The following is a 17,728-nucleotide window of genomic DNA, read 5'->3' on the forward strand; positions in this document are numbered from 1 at the left end:
ATGATTAAGATAAAAATCCTCATTGTGGAAGATGAGCTGCTTTTAGCCGAGATGCACGGCGAGTACATTAAAGCTTATCCAGCTTGTGACAAGGTTTGGTTGGCGGGTAACCTCGCTGAAGCCAGAAAAATGATTGAATATATGAAACCAGATTTGATCTTACTTGATAACTATTTGCCAGATGGCAAAGGCATCGATTTGGTTCACGAATTAATTCAAGAACGCAATAGCGCTGATATTGTGTTTACCACGGCGGCTAGCGATATGGAAACCGTGACTGAAGCCATTCGCCTTGGCGTTTTTGATTATCTGGTTAAGCCAATAGCCTATGAACGCTTGGGGCAAACATTGGATAGATATGTTCAGCGTAAATCTGTTTTGCAAGCCAACAGCAAAACTAACCAGAGTCAAATCGATGATATGTTTAATACCTATGCGCGCGGTGAATCCAAAGAGGAGTTACCGACAGGTATTGATGTGATCACGCTGGAAAAAGTTTTGGCGTTATTTGCCGACCTTGAAGCGGAATATACCGCAGAGAGTATTGCTGAGACGATTAAACTTAGCCGCACAACGGCAAGACGTTATTTAGAATTTTGCTTAGCTAAAAATAAAATTGAAGCTGAGATTGAGTACGGAAAAGTCGGGCGTCCTCAACGAATTTATCGTGGTAAGCGGTAAGGTTGGTTTTTATAGGCTATCTGCACCGATATATAGGTGCAGATGTTTTATGGTGAATGACCATAAAGGAATAGTCAGCTCTCTATTGAGTGTGATTATTTTTCTCCGCAAAACGTTCAGCTAGTTGCGTTCTCACATTCCATAGCATGGGAAAAAATTTCATAAAAATTCGCTGTGCCATGGCGTCGGTTAATGTGCCTTTTGTTCCGACAGTATTATGTCCTAGTGTGCGAATTGTCATTTTGTAATGGCGCATGCGCCATACCATGATCTGCTCATCCCACTTCATGAGTGCCTCACATAAGTTAAAAAGCTCATTTTGAATTGGCTGGGAGTAAACCGCAATCAAATCAGTTTCTGTATGTTGAATGTAGTGATTAAATTGTGCATTTAAATTTTTGCCATTAATCGCTACATCACGCCAACCTGGTGACTCCATGCCTGAACCTGTGCCAAATGCAGGGCGAATAGTTAAAAAGCTCCAAGGTGTAAGATGACTGAGTATATTGATTTGTTCAGCAATCAAATGAATACACTCGGTGGCGCGTTGGATAAGGGCGATTGCTAGATGAATCTTGTGTTCTTTTAGTGCGCACGTGGCTTCAATTATTTCCTCATTATTGAGTTTTAACCATAGCTCCGTTGATTGATGGGTAATTTGAAAGAGCAGCTCATCTCTGTGTAACCACTCTTCCTTTGTGCGTTGCAATGATAATAGCGTTTCTGTTTTGATGTATTTTTCATAATCATTTTTTCCTTCACCAGGTAGAACGGATTGTGAAAAATCGTTAGGGGGCAGACTATTTTTCTCATTCATGAAATACCTCTCTTTTTAAGTGTAATAGCTTAATATAAAGAGAAATATAGGCATGAATAGCGCTAATAATTATGCAGGGACTAATAAAATATATTAAGTAATCATAGCCATTTACGCAGGTGTTTTGCTAAGTTGTCCTTGATGTTAGGTAATAAAAAGGGAACTATATAAATGTAATACTATTCATTTTTTAGCCAGTAAAAATAATGTTTATCAACTCTTTGAAAGCTAAATGTCACAGCGTTATTTATTATTTTTTGCGTTATTTTCCAGAATCAATACTTTTTTCTCGGCTCTCTCATTGCCTTTTTCCGCAGCGAGCTTATACCAACGTAATGCCTTTGCCTCATTTTGCTCAACCCCCATTCCATATTGATAACAAGCACCGCTTGCATATTGCGCATCCGCACTATTTTGTTGGGCCGCTTTAATAAACCAGTGGCAAGCTTTAGCTTGGTCTGCCTTGATACCATCGCCACGGGCATAAATTAACGCTAAGTTAAATTGGGCTGAAACTTCACCTTGTTTGGCTGCGAGGGTAAGCCATTTAATGGCTAACTGTGTATTTTTTTTCGTTCCTTGACCTGTAAGGTACAACATACCGAGGCTATTTTGTGCTGGAGAAAAATCAAGCTCAGCGGCTCGCGTGAAATAATCAAACGCCAGAGGATAATCAGTCTTGTCATACATGCCCGTAGCAGCTTGGTAACCGAGTAAATATAAAGCCTGTGGATGGTTCTCTTTTGCGAGAGTTTGGTAAATAGCCTGCGCTTTTTTTGGGTCTTTTGTAACTGCTTTGCCTTCTTCATACCAGTAGGCAAGCGTTAACATCGCGGCAGGGAAGTGTTGCTCAGCGGCTTTCTTTAACCATTGCTCTGCCTCTTGCGGATTTTTCTCTAAAACATTGTCAATACCATACAGCGTATATTCCGCCATATTCATTTGCCCAATAGGGTCACCATTTTCAGCCGCCAATTTCATCCAATATAACATCAATTTTTCATCTTTAGGGACACCTGAGCCCTGTTGGTACATCAGTGCTAAGTTTATTTGGGCTTTACTGAATTTTTGTTGTGCGGAAAGCTGATACCATTTTAAGGCATTGCCGAATTGTTTTTGTGCTTGGTAATACATGGCTAAATTGAACTGCGCTTCAGCTTGACCTTGAGTGGCAAGTTCAATGAGTGATTTTTCATCCAACGAGGCGATTGTCTGTTCAGCAAATGCTAAAGGCATCCATAAATAGCTTATTAACAATAAGGATAAAAACTTTTTTTTCACGTTGAATTCCTTGACATCAATGATACTTAAAGTCACTTAAGGTAAATTGTTTTGTAATTTGTTTCTCAATGCACATGAAGGTGATTGTACATTATTATCAGTAAATCAAATGGTTAATTATTGCTATTAGTGAATAAATAAAAAAGATGTAAAAAAAATAAAAAAAGATGAACTTTTTTTGAGATTCACGAGTCTTAGTAGTATCTATATTACTGTTTGCTTGCGTAAACATTCATATATTTACCCTCATCATTCATTTCTTTACACGAAGTAATGTAATAATGCATCTATGTAGTGATAGTTTGAATTTAGCAAAAAGATCCTTGAGTAGAATGCATTATGCCCAGTTTATTCACTGGGCTTTTTTTTGTCCAAAATTTCTGCTTCAGCATTTCCTCGTACCATAATTATCATTTTTTAACCGTCCTAGCTTATTTTTTGTCCCTGAAAGGTGCTAAATGGGCTGAAAGGTGTTTGCGTAACATATGCTAATTATATAATTTAAATGTAGAATAATATTCTTAACAATAGAGATACAATTGATTAATTAGTGGTCGATAATAATATGGCAATTTTGTAAAAAATTGAAGTTAATCACGATAAATTCTTATTCATGTAGTAATTAATACTAGCTAATTCTTTAATTTTGGTGCATAAATAACGTATATGGCTCAGTTGATTATTGTGTTCTTAGCGGTTTATCTGCTTGTCTTAGCTGAATAAATAATCAAATGTGCTTTAACTCATTGAATTTTATGTTTGCGATCTAAAAAACAATTCTATAAATGTATTTTTGTTTGTTTTGAGGTCAGGGAATGATGCTCGTCCAGTCTGTAGTGAATCTTTCCAACGTTAATTCTTGAGATCATAACAATGCGAGAGCGCAAAGAGCGTTCCGTGGTTTTTTTGCATATGTACAGGTTGTACTAGAGGTAACTTGTGTCCACAACAAATAATAAAGAGGAAGTCAGTCTTAACGCGTTTAAGCAACCTCGCTCGTTCTATCTCATCTTTTCTATCGAACTTTGGGAACGCTTTGGTTACTACGGCTTACAAGGTATTTTACCTATATACCTCAGCCAAGTTCTCGGCATGTCAGAAGCCGAATCCATCACTTTATTCTCTGCATTTGCAGCATTAGTTTATGGCTTCGTCGCAATAGGTGGTTGGTTAGGGGATAAAATCTTAGGGACAAAACGCGTTATCGTCTTAGGGACACTGACCTTAATAGCCGGTTATGCATTTGTCGCTTTCTCTGGGCATGATGTGTCGATGGTCTATGTTGGTTTAGCGACGATTGCGGTGGGTAATGGTTTATTTAAGGCTAATCCATCTTCTTTATTATCAACTTGTTATGAAAAAGATGACCCACGTTTAGACGGCGCATTTACCATGTATTACATGGCCGTCAATATTGGTTCATTCTTCTCTATGATTGCAACCCCTTGGTTAGCAAAACACTATGGTTGGGATGTTGCGTTCTCTCTGAGTGTGGTTGGCCTTATTATTACACTGATTAACTTCTATATGTGTAAAAAATGGGTTTCTCAGCACGGTTCGAAACCTGACTTTGCCCCTGTGGTACTCTCTCGTTTAGTAGCAACCGTGATTGGTGTTGTTGCATTAATCGCTATTTCAACCTGGTTATTGCATAACTTGGGCGTTGCACGTACGGCTTTAGCAATTATTTCTTTAGGTATTTTAGTTATCTTTATTAAAGAAACGCTTGCATTAAAAGGCACAGCACGTCGCCGTATGTTTGTTGCATTAATTCTGATGTTAGAAGCGATTGTTTTCTTCGTTTTATATAGCCAGATGCCAACCTCATTAAACTTCTTTGCATTACACAACGTTGAACATGAAGTTTTCGGCTTCTCTATCGAACCTGCACAGTATCAAGCATTAAACCCATTATGGATCATGATTGGTAGCCCAATTTTAGCGGCAATTTACAACAAAATGGGTGATAACTTACCGATGCCGCATAAATTTGCGATTGGGATGATCCTGTGTTCTGCGGCATTCTTAGTACTGCCATTAGGTGCTAAATTTGCTAATGAAGCGGGTATTGTTTCTGTTGAATGGTTGGTTATTTGCTACGGATTCCAAAGCATTGGTGAGCTGATGATTTCTGGTCTTGGCTTGGCGATGGTTGCTCAACTAGTACCTCAGCGTTTAATGGGCTTTATCATGGGAGCATGGTTCTTAACCAACTCTGCGGCTGCCTTTATTGCAGGGTATGTTGCCTCGATGGCCGCAGCGCCAGAAGGTGAATTAACCAGTAAAGTTGAATCATTAGCTGTATACAGTGATGTGTTCTTGAAGATAGGCTTAGTGACTGGCGCGATTGCGATTATTATGGTGTTAACCGCACCAATGTTAAATCGTATGACGCTGGATCGTGCTGAGTAATTATTTAAAAAGGGCCGGAAGGCCCTTTTTAATGTATATGGAAAATTAATTAAAGTAGCGGTTATTGATTATCTTTAACGAACGAGAACGCCCACTAACGAGAAGGGTGTTCGAAATACGGCTATAGGCATCTGTTGAAACTCCTCCCATTAAAACGGTCGGTGTAATTGCTGTTGCAGCAAAAATGACATCGTCAGTATTCACCATTTGCTCTAAAGATAAAACCTCACCAATTTCAATACCCATTTGTTTGCAACGTATGGCTTCTTGTGCGGCAAGCAGTTTGTTTTCTTCGCTATCACCTTTTGCCTTGTCACGAGGGACTAACCTCGCTTGCATATCGCCACCCAATGCTCGTGCGATTGCTGCACTGATAATACCTTCTGGCGCGCCACCAGTACCATACATCATATCAATTGGATGTTCTGGCAGTATTGTTAATAATGATGCCAATACATCACCATCAGGAATAGTAATCACATTAGCACCAAAATTGCGAATGGTGTTGATGATGTGTTCGTGACGCGGTTTGTCTAAAACGGCGATAGAAAGGTGCGAAATCGGCTTATTCAATGCAGAAGAAAGAAGCTCAAGGTTTTTTTCGATAGGGTGGCTGAGATGAACAGCACCTTTTGCTGCGGCACCAACAACCAATTTCTCCATATACATATCAGGCGCTTGAAGTAATGAACCCGTCGGTGCTGCCGCAAGCACAGCGATAGCATTTTGCTCATTACACGCCACCATACGGGTACCATCTATCGGGTCAACGGCAATATCCAGCCCTTGACTACCTGATTGTGTACCGACTTGCTCGCCAATATAAAGCATAGGGGCTTCGTCGATTTCCCCTTCACCAATCACAATTTTTCCATGAAAATCAATTTCATTAAGACGATTTCTCATGGCTTCGACAGCTGCTTTATCGGCAGCATTTTTATCTTGTTTACCAACCCAGTCGAAGGCCGCAATGGCAGCAACTTCGGTGACGGAAGCAATAGCAGAGGCTAACTCATCACTGATTTTCATTATTTATTAATATCCCAGATGCTTAAAAGAAAAAATACTTAGCACTATGATACGTTTTTTGTGATCTATCTGGCAAATAATTGGTGATAAAACCAGCGAGGAAAATGAAAGAGAGCAGGTCAAAGTTGACCTGCTTTAATTAGGCGTTAGAGCATTTCTACAATAGCAATACCACCAATGATAGAAATCAGCGCAGCGAGGGTACTCAGTAACACGGTTCCTGCGGATGTTTCGGTATAAGCTTGGTTACTAATGGCTAAAGCAGGTACTGCGGTTGCAGTTGGTAATACACCAATAATAAAGGCTGCTTTTAATAAATCATCCTGTAAACCTAATGCAAGCCCTGTCCCTAAAATTAATGCCGCTTGGACAAAGTTCTTAATAAAAACGTTAAAGATAATTTCTTTGCTAATAGTTAGCTTAATACCCGAAAGTAACAAACCAAGGAAAAAGAGAGCAACACCTCCCGCGGTTTTCCCTAACTCATTGACGGAGTTTTGTAATATCTCAGGTAACTTCACACCAAAAATTGCCAGTAATGCACCGAGAATTGGCAAAAATACTAAGGGTTGAGCAACTGCCTTGCCAATGGACTTGATAATACTATGGCCTTGTTGGGAACCGCTGATCATCAATAAGGTAAATGGAATAATGATAACCGTATAAATAAGGTTACCTAATACCATTGCAATTAACCCAGATGAACCGACGGTAGCTAACAATACAGGTGGCCCACAGTAAGCCATATCTGGGAATGAAACAGATAGTGCTTGCATCGCCGCATCTTTTTTATTGTGACGGAAAATAAACTTACCAAAAACAAACCCAATGACGTAGGTTGCAATTAACCCAACAGCTAAGGCTAATAGGTAGTCTATATTGAGCAATACAGATGGTGGAGCTTGCGCTGCCGCAAGAAATAATGCAAATGGTAAGGCGATTTTGACAACAAAGTCTGCAAATGCCTGCGAATATTCTCTTTTAATAAAACCATATTTCCCAGATAGCCAACCAACAGCTAAACCAAGAACGATTGGACCAAGTGCTGCGAGGATGATATGGAGTAGCATGAAGAATTCTCCTTATACTATTCTTCTTATTTTGACGATTTTTACAAAATTATTAATGACGCATAGTCGACTTATTGAATAAGCTGGTCCTCAGGTACTCGAGGCGTTTTAATTATTAACTGACACAATTATATTTATAAAATTTTAATATTTTCACTATCATCATTAAATGATAGTAATGTTATGAATTTCTTTAGATATTAATTGACGGGCATGCCTATATAAATATCATAAATAATTAAAAAAACACGTTTTAATTTTACTTTTTTGAAACTTATTAAGATGATCATCTTAAATAGACTATCGGGAAATTTAAATATATTTAATTTGATTCTTATTTTGAATGTCGCTAAATGATGATTAAGCGTTTTCTTAGTTACATTAGCATTTAAACCACGTATTAATAGTCGGTAATCATTTTTTGAGCTAAGTGAGATTGTGGTCGAGTAAAACGGATTTAATGAAGTATTTTGTAACAGTTTATTACATTTGGTTGGCAAGGAGATCAATGATATCTACACTAGCAATAATCACAAAGCTCCATTTTGCCATATCTATGACTGCGAATTTTATTATGAGGAAACCTATTTGTGGATACTTGGATACTAGTAGGGTTCATATTAGTCATTCTTGTTATACTCGCCCCGATTCTAGCGATGGTCGCACTGAGTCGAACAGGGCGCATGCAATATCAAATTACTGAGTTAAATCAGAAGGTTTACTCATTAGAGACACAGATTGCTCAATTTAAACAATCGCAGAGTATCTCATCAGAAACCCCAATTGAAGCACAATCACATCAAGAGATTACACAACACACCACAGAGCTAGTGGATGATGGTATTGAACAACCAATACCACGAAATTTGGTGCCTTCAACGCAAAGTGAACAAGATACCGCCGCTGAGAGCGTAATTGCTTACCAACAGGTAGAACCCGCGGATAATATTGAACCAGTAAAAGAAACACCGGTTACTGTACTCCCTCCATTAACGAATTCGAATGCGACTGAGCTTAATCTCAACCGATTTGATAGTTACTCGTCATCTAAGGTAAATCCGAATCGATTTAATAGCGCGAAAGAAAATACAGCAAAAAATACCCAAGATTGGGCCACAGAAAATCAAAATACACCTCATGATGATAAGTCTATATTCTCTCATTTCTTTACTTGGTTATTAAAAGGTAACCCTGTCGCTAAAATTGGCGTACTACTCTTATTTCTAGGGGTTGCTTATCTATTAAATTACAGCGTGCAAAATGAAATTATCTCACCACAAATGCGGTTGATATTTAGCGCGGTAGGGTGTTTGGCATTATTAGGTGTAGGCTGGTGGTTACGTAATAAAAAAGCACTGTTTGGTTTAATTTTACAAGGTGGGGGAATTGGTTGTTTATATATCACTATTTTCGCTGCCTTTAAATTATATACTATGTTGCCATACAGTATGGCATTTGCATTTATGCTACTCATTTGCGCCGCCAGTATCGCGCTTGCATTATTACAACGCACTATCAGTTTAGCTGTTTTAGCATCATTAGGTGGTTATTTAGCCCCCATTCTGTTATCGACAGGTGGTGGTAGCCATGTTGTGCTTTTCTCATATTACTTGATGTTATCAACAGGTATTTTAATCATCAGTGTATGGCAAGCTTGGAGGCCATTGAATTTAGTCGGAATGGTTATGACCTACGGGGTCGCGATTTTATGGGGGCTTGGTAATTATCAATCTGATTATTATCTCTCTTGCCAGTTATTTATTATCGCTAATCTGATCATTTTTAATGCATTAACACAGCTGTTTTCATTGCGTTTCGAACATACTAAACAACTTATTGTTGATAATACGTTATTATTTGCTCCCCCTTTTATTAGTATTGTGCTGCAATTCTATATTTCTGAACATATGGGGTTACTGCCTGCATTTATCTCGTTATTAATTGGCTTGTTGTACCTTGTGGCAGGGCTACAAATTCATAAACGTTATAAAGAAATTGGCAAAAACATGGCACTTGGCAATATTATCATTGGTGCTGGGTTCATCACGCTTGCCATACCACTTGCGCTGACATTCGAATGGACTTCTATTGTTTGGTCACTGGAAGGACTACTGCTTCTCTGGTTTGGTTTACAACAAAACCAAAGAAAATTAGCGGCGGCAGGGTCGTTACTCATTTTAGTAAGTGTCATTACTTTATTAAGTGACTATCCATTCTTATATTGGAGCCGTAGTAGCACTTATATGGTCCCAGTATTACTTGTCGCTTGCTTTGGTGCGGGTGGTTTATTCCATATACGTCGCAATGAAGATAGTAATTATTCGTTATTTAGTTATGGCTTTTTAGTCATGGGAATAGTGGCATGGTATTGCTGGTTGCCAATGTTCACGAATATCCTTTCGTGGAGCCGTGAGTCCGAAGCCTTTATTATGCTGGTCTTAGTCGTGATATCAGTCTGGCTTTGGCGGTTATTTGCAATTCGTATTAATTGGGTACCTTTACTTATTTGCCAATCTTTCCTATGGATTGCGGGCTATTATTACCTCGGTATCGATTTCTTAAATGATGAAAACCCGATGGGACGGGGTGAAGGCTCATTAATTTGGCCTGTCGTATTAGGTAGCTCAATATTGTTTGTGATCCACGCTTATAAGCTTCGCAATCCGTGGATGCAAAGAGTATTGCATGGTGCGAATTTATGGTTGATTCTTGCCTTTATTGCAACCCAAGTGAATTGGTTTGTCTCTATTCTTCCTTGGGGAATGCAACATGAAATGGCTTATTTTATTTATGTAATGGCAATTACGCTCACGATTTTAGTTCTGTATTGGCTACAGCAAAATAGAATGCCACCAATGAAGCGTAACGGGCTGATTTATTGGTATAGCTTATTACCCGTTATTGTTGGGCTAGTTATTTTATCTAGTTATGCAAACTTGGAAGATGGCAAGTTAACATTCTGGAGTTATATTCCGCTAATTAATCCGTTAGATGAAGCCGGGTTGTTTAGTATTGCTGCAATTATTCTGGTGCGTAAAGGCTTCAAGCAAAAATTACGTAAAGTAACAGAGGCTGATTTCTGGATTATTCGTGCGTTATTAGTGGCTATTATTGCGCTTGCTGGACTTTGGCTGAACGGCATACTTATTCGAGCAACGGCTGATTTTGCGGGGCTTAGTTGGCACTATGAAACGTTGTTTGATTCGCGTTTAGTACAAACGGTACTGTCTATTAGTTGGGCCCTTGTTGCACTAGTGTGTTCAGTAATCGCGGCAATTAAGAAAAATCGAGTCTGGTGGTTCTTCGGTGCAGGTATTTTTGCTTGCGTCATTGCGAAGTTATTCTTAGTTGATATTGATGGACAAGGTGGAATAACCCGAGCTGTTTCCTTTATTGGTGTAGCACTGGTTATCCTAATTGTGGGTTATTTCTCTCCTTTGCCACCAAAAGAAATTAAAGAAACAAAAGGGAACGTTGAACAGGAGACGCAATCATGAATCTAAGTAAATATAGAGGGCTATTTGCTGTCTTCTCATTATCTTTATTATTTTCGAGCCAAATTCATGGTGAGGAAATGAAAGAGAATACGCCTTATAGTTTTTACCAAGGCGCAGAAATAAATATATCGGATACCACTGAACCATTTTATTGGCTTGAATTGCCTGCCAATGCTTATTTTAATTCTGCATACCCGAATACATTACAAGATGTTCGCGTATTTAATGGAACAGGAGATGAAGTCCCTTCAGTACTGTTCTACGATGCTGAAAAGTCTATTTCTAAGGCTAACGTGTCATTTACACCTCAACATCTAGTCGCCCGCATTGACAATGTAAATACCGATGAGGATAGGCGTCGAGATAGGCAATATCTTCTTGTAGAATCAATTCCGGGTAAGGTTAATCGCCTTGAGTTACCGAATACGCAGGCAAAAGATAAAGCATCTTATCAAGCTTACTTGCTGACTCGAAATGAAAACCAAGAGAAAAACGCGGCGATTAAAAATCTCACCCTTGATTGGGCTAAACAGAATAATGACTGGCAAGCAAAGGTATTTATTTTCTCTAGTTATGATAAAGAAGAATGGGTAAATATTGCGACAAATCAGCCGATTATGAATTTAACACTGAATGATCAAACTGTTGCAAGTAACCAAATTGAGTTATTAAATGGTAATGCGCAAGCATTGAGTGCACCTTATCTGTTGATCGTGGCCGCAAGTGCCTCAGAGGTTACCATTCCAAGTTTATCTAAAGTTACAGCAAGTGCGGATGTTTTAAAGGCAACTCGTCGCCAAGAATCATTCCACTTTGAAATGACCAATGATGGTGTTTCGCGGGAACATGTTATATACCAATTGCCATCGATGCAGCCTTTAGATGAGTTACAAATACAATTGCAACAATCTAATCGAGTCATTCCATTAAAAGTAGAGTACTCATCTGATCGTGGTGAAAATTGGCTACCTTTGACGAATATTGTTGCTTATAACCAATATGCTGATGGCGAGACGGTTAGTAATGCGAATATTACTCTACATGGTGAAATGATCCGCACATTAAGAATTTCTGCATTGAAAGGGGGCTGGGATGATCAACCTCCGCGTATTGTGGGGAAACGTGATGCGCTTAATTTGGTATTTAACGTGCAAGGCGCAACGCCATACCTATTAGTGTGGGGAAATAAGCAGGCGGAGCAAGAAAGTCTCACCTATAACCAGCTATTGGGTAAAACGTATACTGTTGCAGAACTAATGTCGAGTTATCCAGAAGCATATCCAAATACTGAAATAGTTAATTTAGGCGGGGAAAAGCGATTAACAGCCACTACTCCTGCCGATGAAAGCTCAAATTGGATGACAATTGCATTATGGGCTTTGTTATTTCTCGGCATAGTTGTTTTACTCTATTTTTGTTGGTATTTACTTAAAGAAGTGAATTCTGGAAATAAAGATGAGAAAGGCGAACTATAAACCCTTTTCACTATTTGAATGAAAGAGAGCAAATTGCTCTCTTTTTATTTTTTGAACATCTAAATCGTTCATTTAGACAAATATCTACATCATTTTACCGAACCATGAAAACAATTACGCAATCGGTGTTTTTTCTGACAGCCTTTCGCGTTAAAACATCTTCTAGTTATAGGAGAACATGATGAAGAATATACGGCTTACTCGTTTGTTTATTGGCATGGCATTATTTACAGGAGCAACCTTATTTGCTCAGGCTGCGGATAACACCGTACTTACGGAAGTAACTCCACACGTTGTTGCGTATGAATATATGCAGTTACACCAATATAATCAGGATGAAGGGGACATTGAACCTGAGCGTGAAACTAAAGAGCTTGATACTATTCAACTGCAAGAGACGACGAATGATCGGCGTTTTACAGGTCGACAATTCAATCTTAATGATAAAGAAAAATAAATTGAAATTAAGGTATAAATAGCGATAAATAGGTAAGGAACACCATCAATATATAACGCAAAGGAAAATCAAATGCATCAGGGTCAATGTTTGTGTGGGGCAGTTAAGGTATCAACGAATAAAGCGGTTGATAAAATTAGTGTTTGTCATTGTGGTATGTGTCAAAAATGGAATGGCGGCCCGGGCTTCAGCGTGGATTGCGGACATGATTTGCATATTGAAGGCCAAGATTCAATAACCACGTTTGCCTCTTCTGTGTGGGGAGAGCGCGCTTTTTGTAAACATTGTGGTACGCATCTTTTTTATCACTTAATTAACCCGTCAACTTATTACGCATCGGCAACATTGTTTGAAGATAGTAAACAAGCACAATTAGCCATGCAAATTTATATAGATAGCAAACCGAAATACTATAATTTTGTTGAGCAAACTGCGATGTTGACTGAACAAGATATACTGAAAATGATGGGTGCACCTTCAGAGTAATGATCTGAATTAATTTTAAGGTGGGAAGACTTTTCCTGCCTTAAGACGACTGTAAATTTCCTTTCGATTTGTCATGCTAGCGACAAAAAATTGATTTACAATTAAGATAATATGCAATGAATAACATGAGTAAAAACGCGTGATAGCGTCATTGTGATCATGTTTTGTATTTATTTGGGGAATAACAAATGAACAGTATGAAAGGAATGCGTCATGCAAGTAATATCGCATGGGTGCTACAGTGGATACTGAATATTGGTTTACTTTCATTAGCTGCCGTATTGGTGTTTTTTTTAGCCAAAGAAACAATTACGATGGCTTCTTTAATGTTTGGGAGTTCAAAAGGGGCAACGGCTTATGAACTTTTAGAGGGGATTGTTATTTACTTCCTCTACTTTGAGTTTATCGCGTTAATCATCAAATATTTTATGTCGGGTTATCATTTTCCATTAAGATATTTTATTTATATTGGTATTACTGCAATCATTCGTTTGATTATTGTTGACCATAGTGACCCAATGACAACATTGCTGCATGCAGGAGCTATTCTCGTGTTAGTCATCGCACTTTATATTGCAAATACTGAAAAGTTAAAGCGTGAATAATAAATAATTTATTTTTAAGATAAATAAGATTAAGGGGGCTATGCCCCTTTTTTATTGCTTGTAATTTTAATTATTATTAAATGAGTTGCCTAGTATTTATGCAATGATAAAGAGATTGTATCTCACCATTTCGCAATATAGAATCACAGACTCTAAAAATCTCAATCTATTGATAAATAATATAAATATGGGAATAAATATAATTATTGTTGATGATAATAATATTACACTGCAAGGTTTTGAGTTTATATTTAGTCGTCATACACGCTGTAAATTAATTGCTTCATTTCCTTCAATCGACCAAGTTTTGGTTTGGAACCGCCACCAAAGGGCGAGTGTTATTTTAATCGGTAGCGATCACTGTCATTTTGATTCATTAAAAACGATCCAAACATTACGGCGTACCCAACCTGATGTTGGCATTATTATTTATAACGTTAGAAGTAATTATTCTTTTTTTCTCAAGGCATTAGATGTTGGTATTTTTGGCTTGTTAAGCGTACACATTACAGAGGATGACCTGATTGAGGCAATAAAAGTCGTCAATGTAAAAAGACGGATAATTTCACCTGATATAGCGCAAGATCTTGCTTTACAACGCGTTATCCATAATAGCCAGCAAGATTTATGCGAGTTGTTGTCAGATCGTGAATTGGAAATCATGCTGATGATCACTCAAGGGATACCAATCAAACAGATTGCGCAGATGCTGTCCCTTAGCCCAAAAACGGTAAATACCTATCGATATCGAATGTTTGGTAAACTTAATATCTGTAGTGATGTAGAATTAACTCATATAGCCATTAGATATGGTTTAATTACAGTAAAACAGGGTTTATCCGAGTGGCAGAACAGTTCGAATCAAAAGCTTTCTTAAAAACAGTGACAAACCAACCTGGCGTATATCGAATGTACGATGCGGGCGGGACGGTGATTTACGTTGGTAAAGCCAAAGACTTGAAAAAAAGGCTCTCCAGCTATTTTCGTGAAAATGTCAGTAGCCGAAAGACCGAGCAGCTTGTTAAGCAAATTGCGTCTATTGATGTTACCGTAACGCACACTGAAACGGAGGCGTTACTGCTCGAACACAACTATATTAAGCTATATCAACCCCGCTATAATGTATTGTTGCGTGATGATAAATCTTACCCTTATTTATTTTTAAGTAAGGAAACTCACCCGCGGATTTCAATGCACCGCGGGGCGAAACATGCTAAAGGTGAGTATTTTGGGCCATTCCCGAGCTCTTATGCAGTTCGAGAAACGTTGACGTTAATGCAGAAGCTATTTCCTATTCGCCAATGTGAAGATAGCGTCTATAAAAACCGCTCAAGACCTTGTTTACAATATCAAATTGGTCGCTGTTTAGGGCCTTGCGTTAGTGGTTTGGTTTCTGATGAAGACTATAATCAACAAGTTGAATATGTTCGGTTATTTTTAACAGGGAAAGACAAGCAAGTACTGGCTGGTTTAGTTGAACGAATGGAAAAAGCGAGCCAAGACCTGCGTTTTGAGGATGCGGCACGTTTTCGTGATCAAATTCATGCAGTTCGAGCCGTGACTGAAGAGCAATATGTTTCAGGGGAAGGGGATGACCTCGATGTTATTGGGGTATCCTTTGAGTCAGGGCTGGCTTGCGTTCACGTTCTATTTATACGCCAAGGTAAAGTGCTCGGTAGCCGCAGCTATTTTCCTAAAATCCCAGCAGATACACAACTCGATGAAGTAGTTCAAACCTTCTTAGGGCAATTTTATTTACAAGGTAGCGAAAACAGGACACTACCAGGTGAAATTTTACTTGATTTTGCTCTGACAGAAAAAGAGTTACTTGCCCAGTCATTATCCGAGCTAGCGGGACGCAAAATTAATATTCAAAGTCAGCCAAGAGGCGCAAGAGCGCGTTATCTGAAGTTGGCTCGAACCAACGCTTCTATTGCGTTATCGACTAAAGTCGCACAAAACTCGACAGTGCAGCAACGTATGGCTGCATTGGCAAAAGTGGTTCATTTAGAGAACATCTCACGAATGGAGTGTTTCGATATTTCTCATACAATGGGGGAGCAAACCGTCGCATCTTGCGTTGTGTTTGATAAAACGGGTCCCGTAAAATCAGAATATCGCCGTTACAATATCTCAGGTATCACTCCAGGTGATGATTATGCTGCGATGCATCAAGTGCTGACTCGTCGATATGGCAAACACCTTGATGAAGCCAAAGTGCCAGATATTATCTTTATTGATGGTGGTAAAGGGCAGTTAGGGCAAGCAAAAGATGTGTTTGAGTCCCTTGATGTTGATTGGGATAAAAATCATCCTTTATTAATTGGCGTCGCAAAGGGGAGTGACCGTAAAGCAGGGCTTGAAACGTTGTTTTTAAAACCAGAGGGTGAAGGTTTTGCTTTGCCAGCCGATTCGCCAGCGTTGCATGTGATACAACATATTCGAGATGAATCCCATAACCATGCGATCACTGGTCACCGCCAACGTAGAGCTAAAGTGAAAAATACCAGTGCATTAGAATCGATTGAGGGGGTTGGGCCAAAACGCCGCCAAATGTTATTAAAATATATGGGCGGATTACAACCACTGCGAAATGCGAGCATAGAAGAGATCGCAAAAGTGCCCTCGATCTCATACGCGCTTGCAGAAAAGATTTATAATGCATTGAAACAGTAAGTGTCTTAGGGCAACATATTCATAATATCCAACTTGGTCAAAAAGTTAGTGAGCGTGATGAAATTAAACATACCAACGTGGCTGACATTATTTCGCGTCATCCTAATACCATTTTTTGTATTGGCATTTTACCTTCCTGTCACTTGGGGGCCTTTCGCCTGTGCGCTGATTTTTGTTTTTGCCGCGGTGACGGATTGGTTTGACGGGTTTTTAGCGCGACTTTGGAAGCAAACCACAAAGTTTGGGGCATTTTTAGACCCCGTGGCAGATAAAGTGATGGTGGCAACTGCACTCGTGTTAGTCACTGAAAGCTATGATGTTTGGTATGTGACACTGCCTGCCGCAACGATGATTGCACGTGAGATTATCATTTCTTCATTGCGTGAATGGATGGCAGAGATTGGCAAACGCAGTAGTGTTGCAGTGTCTTGGATTGGTAAATTTAAAACAACAGCGCAAATGATGTCCTTAGTGGGGCTATTATGGCGTCCAACACCTTTAATTGAGAACCTATCTATTGCATTAATGTATGTCGCTGCCATCTTAACATTTTGGTCAATGTTCCAATATTTAAAGGCTGCGTGGGGCGATTTGAGCGAAGCGTGATCGAAATGATTGAAAAAACAGCGAACGATCCAATTATTTCAATAATTGTATTGACTCGATAGGTGAAATCAGTAGAATGCAACGCATCGAACGGCAACATGGTTTACGAAAATAAATAAGTAAATCAGCCAGTTTGATAGTATAAGCTGAAAGTTAAGCTTAACGCGGGAATAGCTCAGTTGGTAGAGCACGACCTTGCCAAGGTCGGGGTCGCGAGTTCGAGTCTCGTTTCCCGCTCCAAATTTCGCAAGAGATTCGGATAAGGCGCGTTAGCAAAGCGGTTATGCACCGGATTGCAAATCCGTGTAGCTCGGTTCGACTCCGGGACGCGCCTCCATAATTTAGCCCAGGTGGTGAAATCGGTAGACACAAGGGATTTAAAATCCCTCGGCCTTTAGGCTGTGCGGGTTCAAGTCCCGCCCTGGGCACCATCTTGAAGTAAGTGAGTTTTTAGTTCACTTTATTTTGAGCAGTAAGGATCTTTATACGAGCGTCTACTCCAGTATATTGATTAACGGGTGAGTTAACTTATCCCTCTCGAAAGAGAAAATACAATTTGGCCCAGGTGGTGAAATCGGTAGACACAAGGGATTTAAAATCCCTCGGCCTTTAGGCTGTGCGGGTTCAAGTCCCGCC

Annotated in this window: 14 protein-coding genes and 4 tRNA genes; 14 read left to right on the forward strand and 4 right to left on the reverse strand. The window is 39.2% G+C overall.

Features of this window, described 5'->3' with window-relative positions:
* Positions 1-681 (forward strand): two-component response regulator DpiA, encoded by a 681-nt coding sequence (dpiA, locus tag AC4IFO_RS13460; protein WP_490735069.1) that lies wholly within the window; start codon positions 1-3, stop codon positions 679-681.
* Between the two features lie 82 nt (positions 682-763).
* On the opposite strand, the gene AC4IFO_RS13465 is transcribed toward dpiA, so the two are convergent.
* Both AC4IFO_RS13465 and AC4IFO_RS13470 read right to left on the reverse strand, forming a co-directional pair.
* Complete coding sequence (locus AC4IFO_RS13465; RefSeq protein WP_490735071.1) at positions 764-1,498, reverse strand: tryptophan 2,3-dioxygenase family protein; 735 nt, start codon at positions 1,496-1,498, stop codon at positions 764-766.
* Positions 1,499-1,741: 243 nt separating this feature from the next.
* Entirely contained in the window at positions 1,742-2,779 is a 1,038-nt protein-coding gene (locus AC4IFO_RS13470) for an SEL1-like repeat protein (RefSeq protein WP_490735073.1), read from the reverse strand.
* 939 nt (positions 2,780-3,718) lie between these two features.
* Between AC4IFO_RS13470 and dtpA the strand changes: the two genes are divergently transcribed.
* On the forward strand, positions 3,719-5,191 hold the full coding sequence (gene dtpA, locus AC4IFO_RS13475) for a dipeptide/tripeptide permease DtpA (protein WP_490735075.1): 1,473 nt from the start codon (positions 3,719-3,721) through the stop codon (positions 5,189-5,191).
* Positions 5,192-5,236: 45 nt separating this feature from the next.
* Here dtpA and glpX read toward each other — a convergent pair whose 3' ends face one another.
* Positions 5,237-6,214 (reverse strand): class II fructose-bisphosphatase, encoded by a 978-nt coding sequence (gene glpX, locus AC4IFO_RS13480; protein WP_490735094.1) that lies wholly within the window; start codon positions 6,212-6,214, stop codon positions 5,237-5,239.
* A 152-nt stretch (positions 6,215-6,366) separates the two neighbouring features.
* A complete protein-coding gene (locus tag AC4IFO_RS13485) occupies positions 6,367-7,290 on the reverse strand; it encodes an AEC family transporter (protein WP_490735077.1) in 924 nt (307 codons plus the stop codon).
* Positions 7,291-7,880: 590 nt separating this feature from the next.
* Here AC4IFO_RS13485 and AC4IFO_RS13490 point away from each other — a divergent pair.
* The 12 genes from AC4IFO_RS13490 (at position 7,881) to AC4IFO_RS13545 (ending at position 17,728) form a co-directional block, all read left to right on the forward strand.
* Positions 7,881-10,787, forward strand: a complete 2,907-nt coding sequence (locus AC4IFO_RS13490; RefSeq protein ID WP_490735078.1) for a DUF2339 domain-containing protein — start codon at positions 7,881-7,883, stop codon at positions 10,785-10,787.
* On the forward strand, positions 10,784-12,262 hold the full coding sequence (locus AC4IFO_RS13495; protein WP_490735079.1) for a DUF3999 family protein: 1,479 nt from the start codon (positions 10,784-10,786) through the stop codon (positions 12,260-12,262). The genes AC4IFO_RS13490 and AC4IFO_RS13495 overlap by 4 nt, the downstream gene beginning before the upstream one ends.
* Positions 12,263-12,440: 178 nt before the next feature.
* Positions 12,441-12,719, forward strand: coding sequence for a hypothetical protein (locus tag AC4IFO_RS13500; protein WP_490735080.1), 279 nt, complete (start codon positions 12,441-12,443; stop codon positions 12,717-12,719).
* A gap of 72 nt (positions 12,720-12,791) precedes the next feature.
* Entirely contained in the window at positions 12,792-13,205 is a 414-nt protein-coding gene (locus AC4IFO_RS13505; protein WP_490735082.1) for a GFA family protein, read from the forward strand.
* A 197-nt stretch (positions 13,206-13,402) separates the two neighbouring features.
* A complete protein-coding gene (psiE, locus tag AC4IFO_RS13510) occupies positions 13,403-13,810 on the forward strand; it encodes a phosphate-starvation-inducible protein PsiE (RefSeq protein ID WP_490735096.1) in 408 nt (135 codons plus the stop codon).
* A gap of 187 nt (positions 13,811-13,997) precedes the next feature.
* Positions 13,998-14,687, forward strand: coding sequence for a LuxR C-terminal-related transcriptional regulator (locus AC4IFO_RS13515; protein ID WP_490735084.1), 690 nt, complete (start codon positions 13,998-14,000; stop codon positions 14,685-14,687).
* A complete protein-coding gene (gene uvrC / locus AC4IFO_RS13520; RefSeq protein WP_490735086.1) occupies positions 14,654-16,486 on the forward strand; it encodes an excinuclease ABC subunit UvrC in 1,833 nt (610 codons plus the stop codon). Before AC4IFO_RS13515 ends, uvrC begins: the two co-directional genes overlap by 34 nt.
* Positions 16,487-16,543: 57 nt before the next feature.
* Entirely contained in the window at positions 16,544-17,092 is a 549-nt protein-coding gene (gene pgsA / locus AC4IFO_RS13525) for a CDP-diacylglycerol--glycerol-3-phosphate 3-phosphatidyltransferase (protein WP_219248936.1), read from the forward strand.
* A 164-nt stretch (positions 17,093-17,256) separates the two neighbouring features.
* Positions 17,257-17,332, forward strand: a tRNA-Gly gene (locus AC4IFO_RS13530).
* Between the two features lie 23 nt (positions 17,333-17,355).
* Positions 17,356-17,429, forward strand: a tRNA-Cys gene (locus AC4IFO_RS13535).
* A 7-nt stretch (positions 17,430-17,436) separates the two neighbouring features.
* Positions 17,437-17,523 (forward strand) — tRNA-Leu (locus AC4IFO_RS13540).
* Positions 17,524-17,659: 136 nt separating this feature from the next.
* A tRNA-Leu gene (locus tag AC4IFO_RS13545) sits at positions 17,660-17,728 on the forward strand.

The organism is Providencia sp. UF-224 (assembly GCF_058245955.1).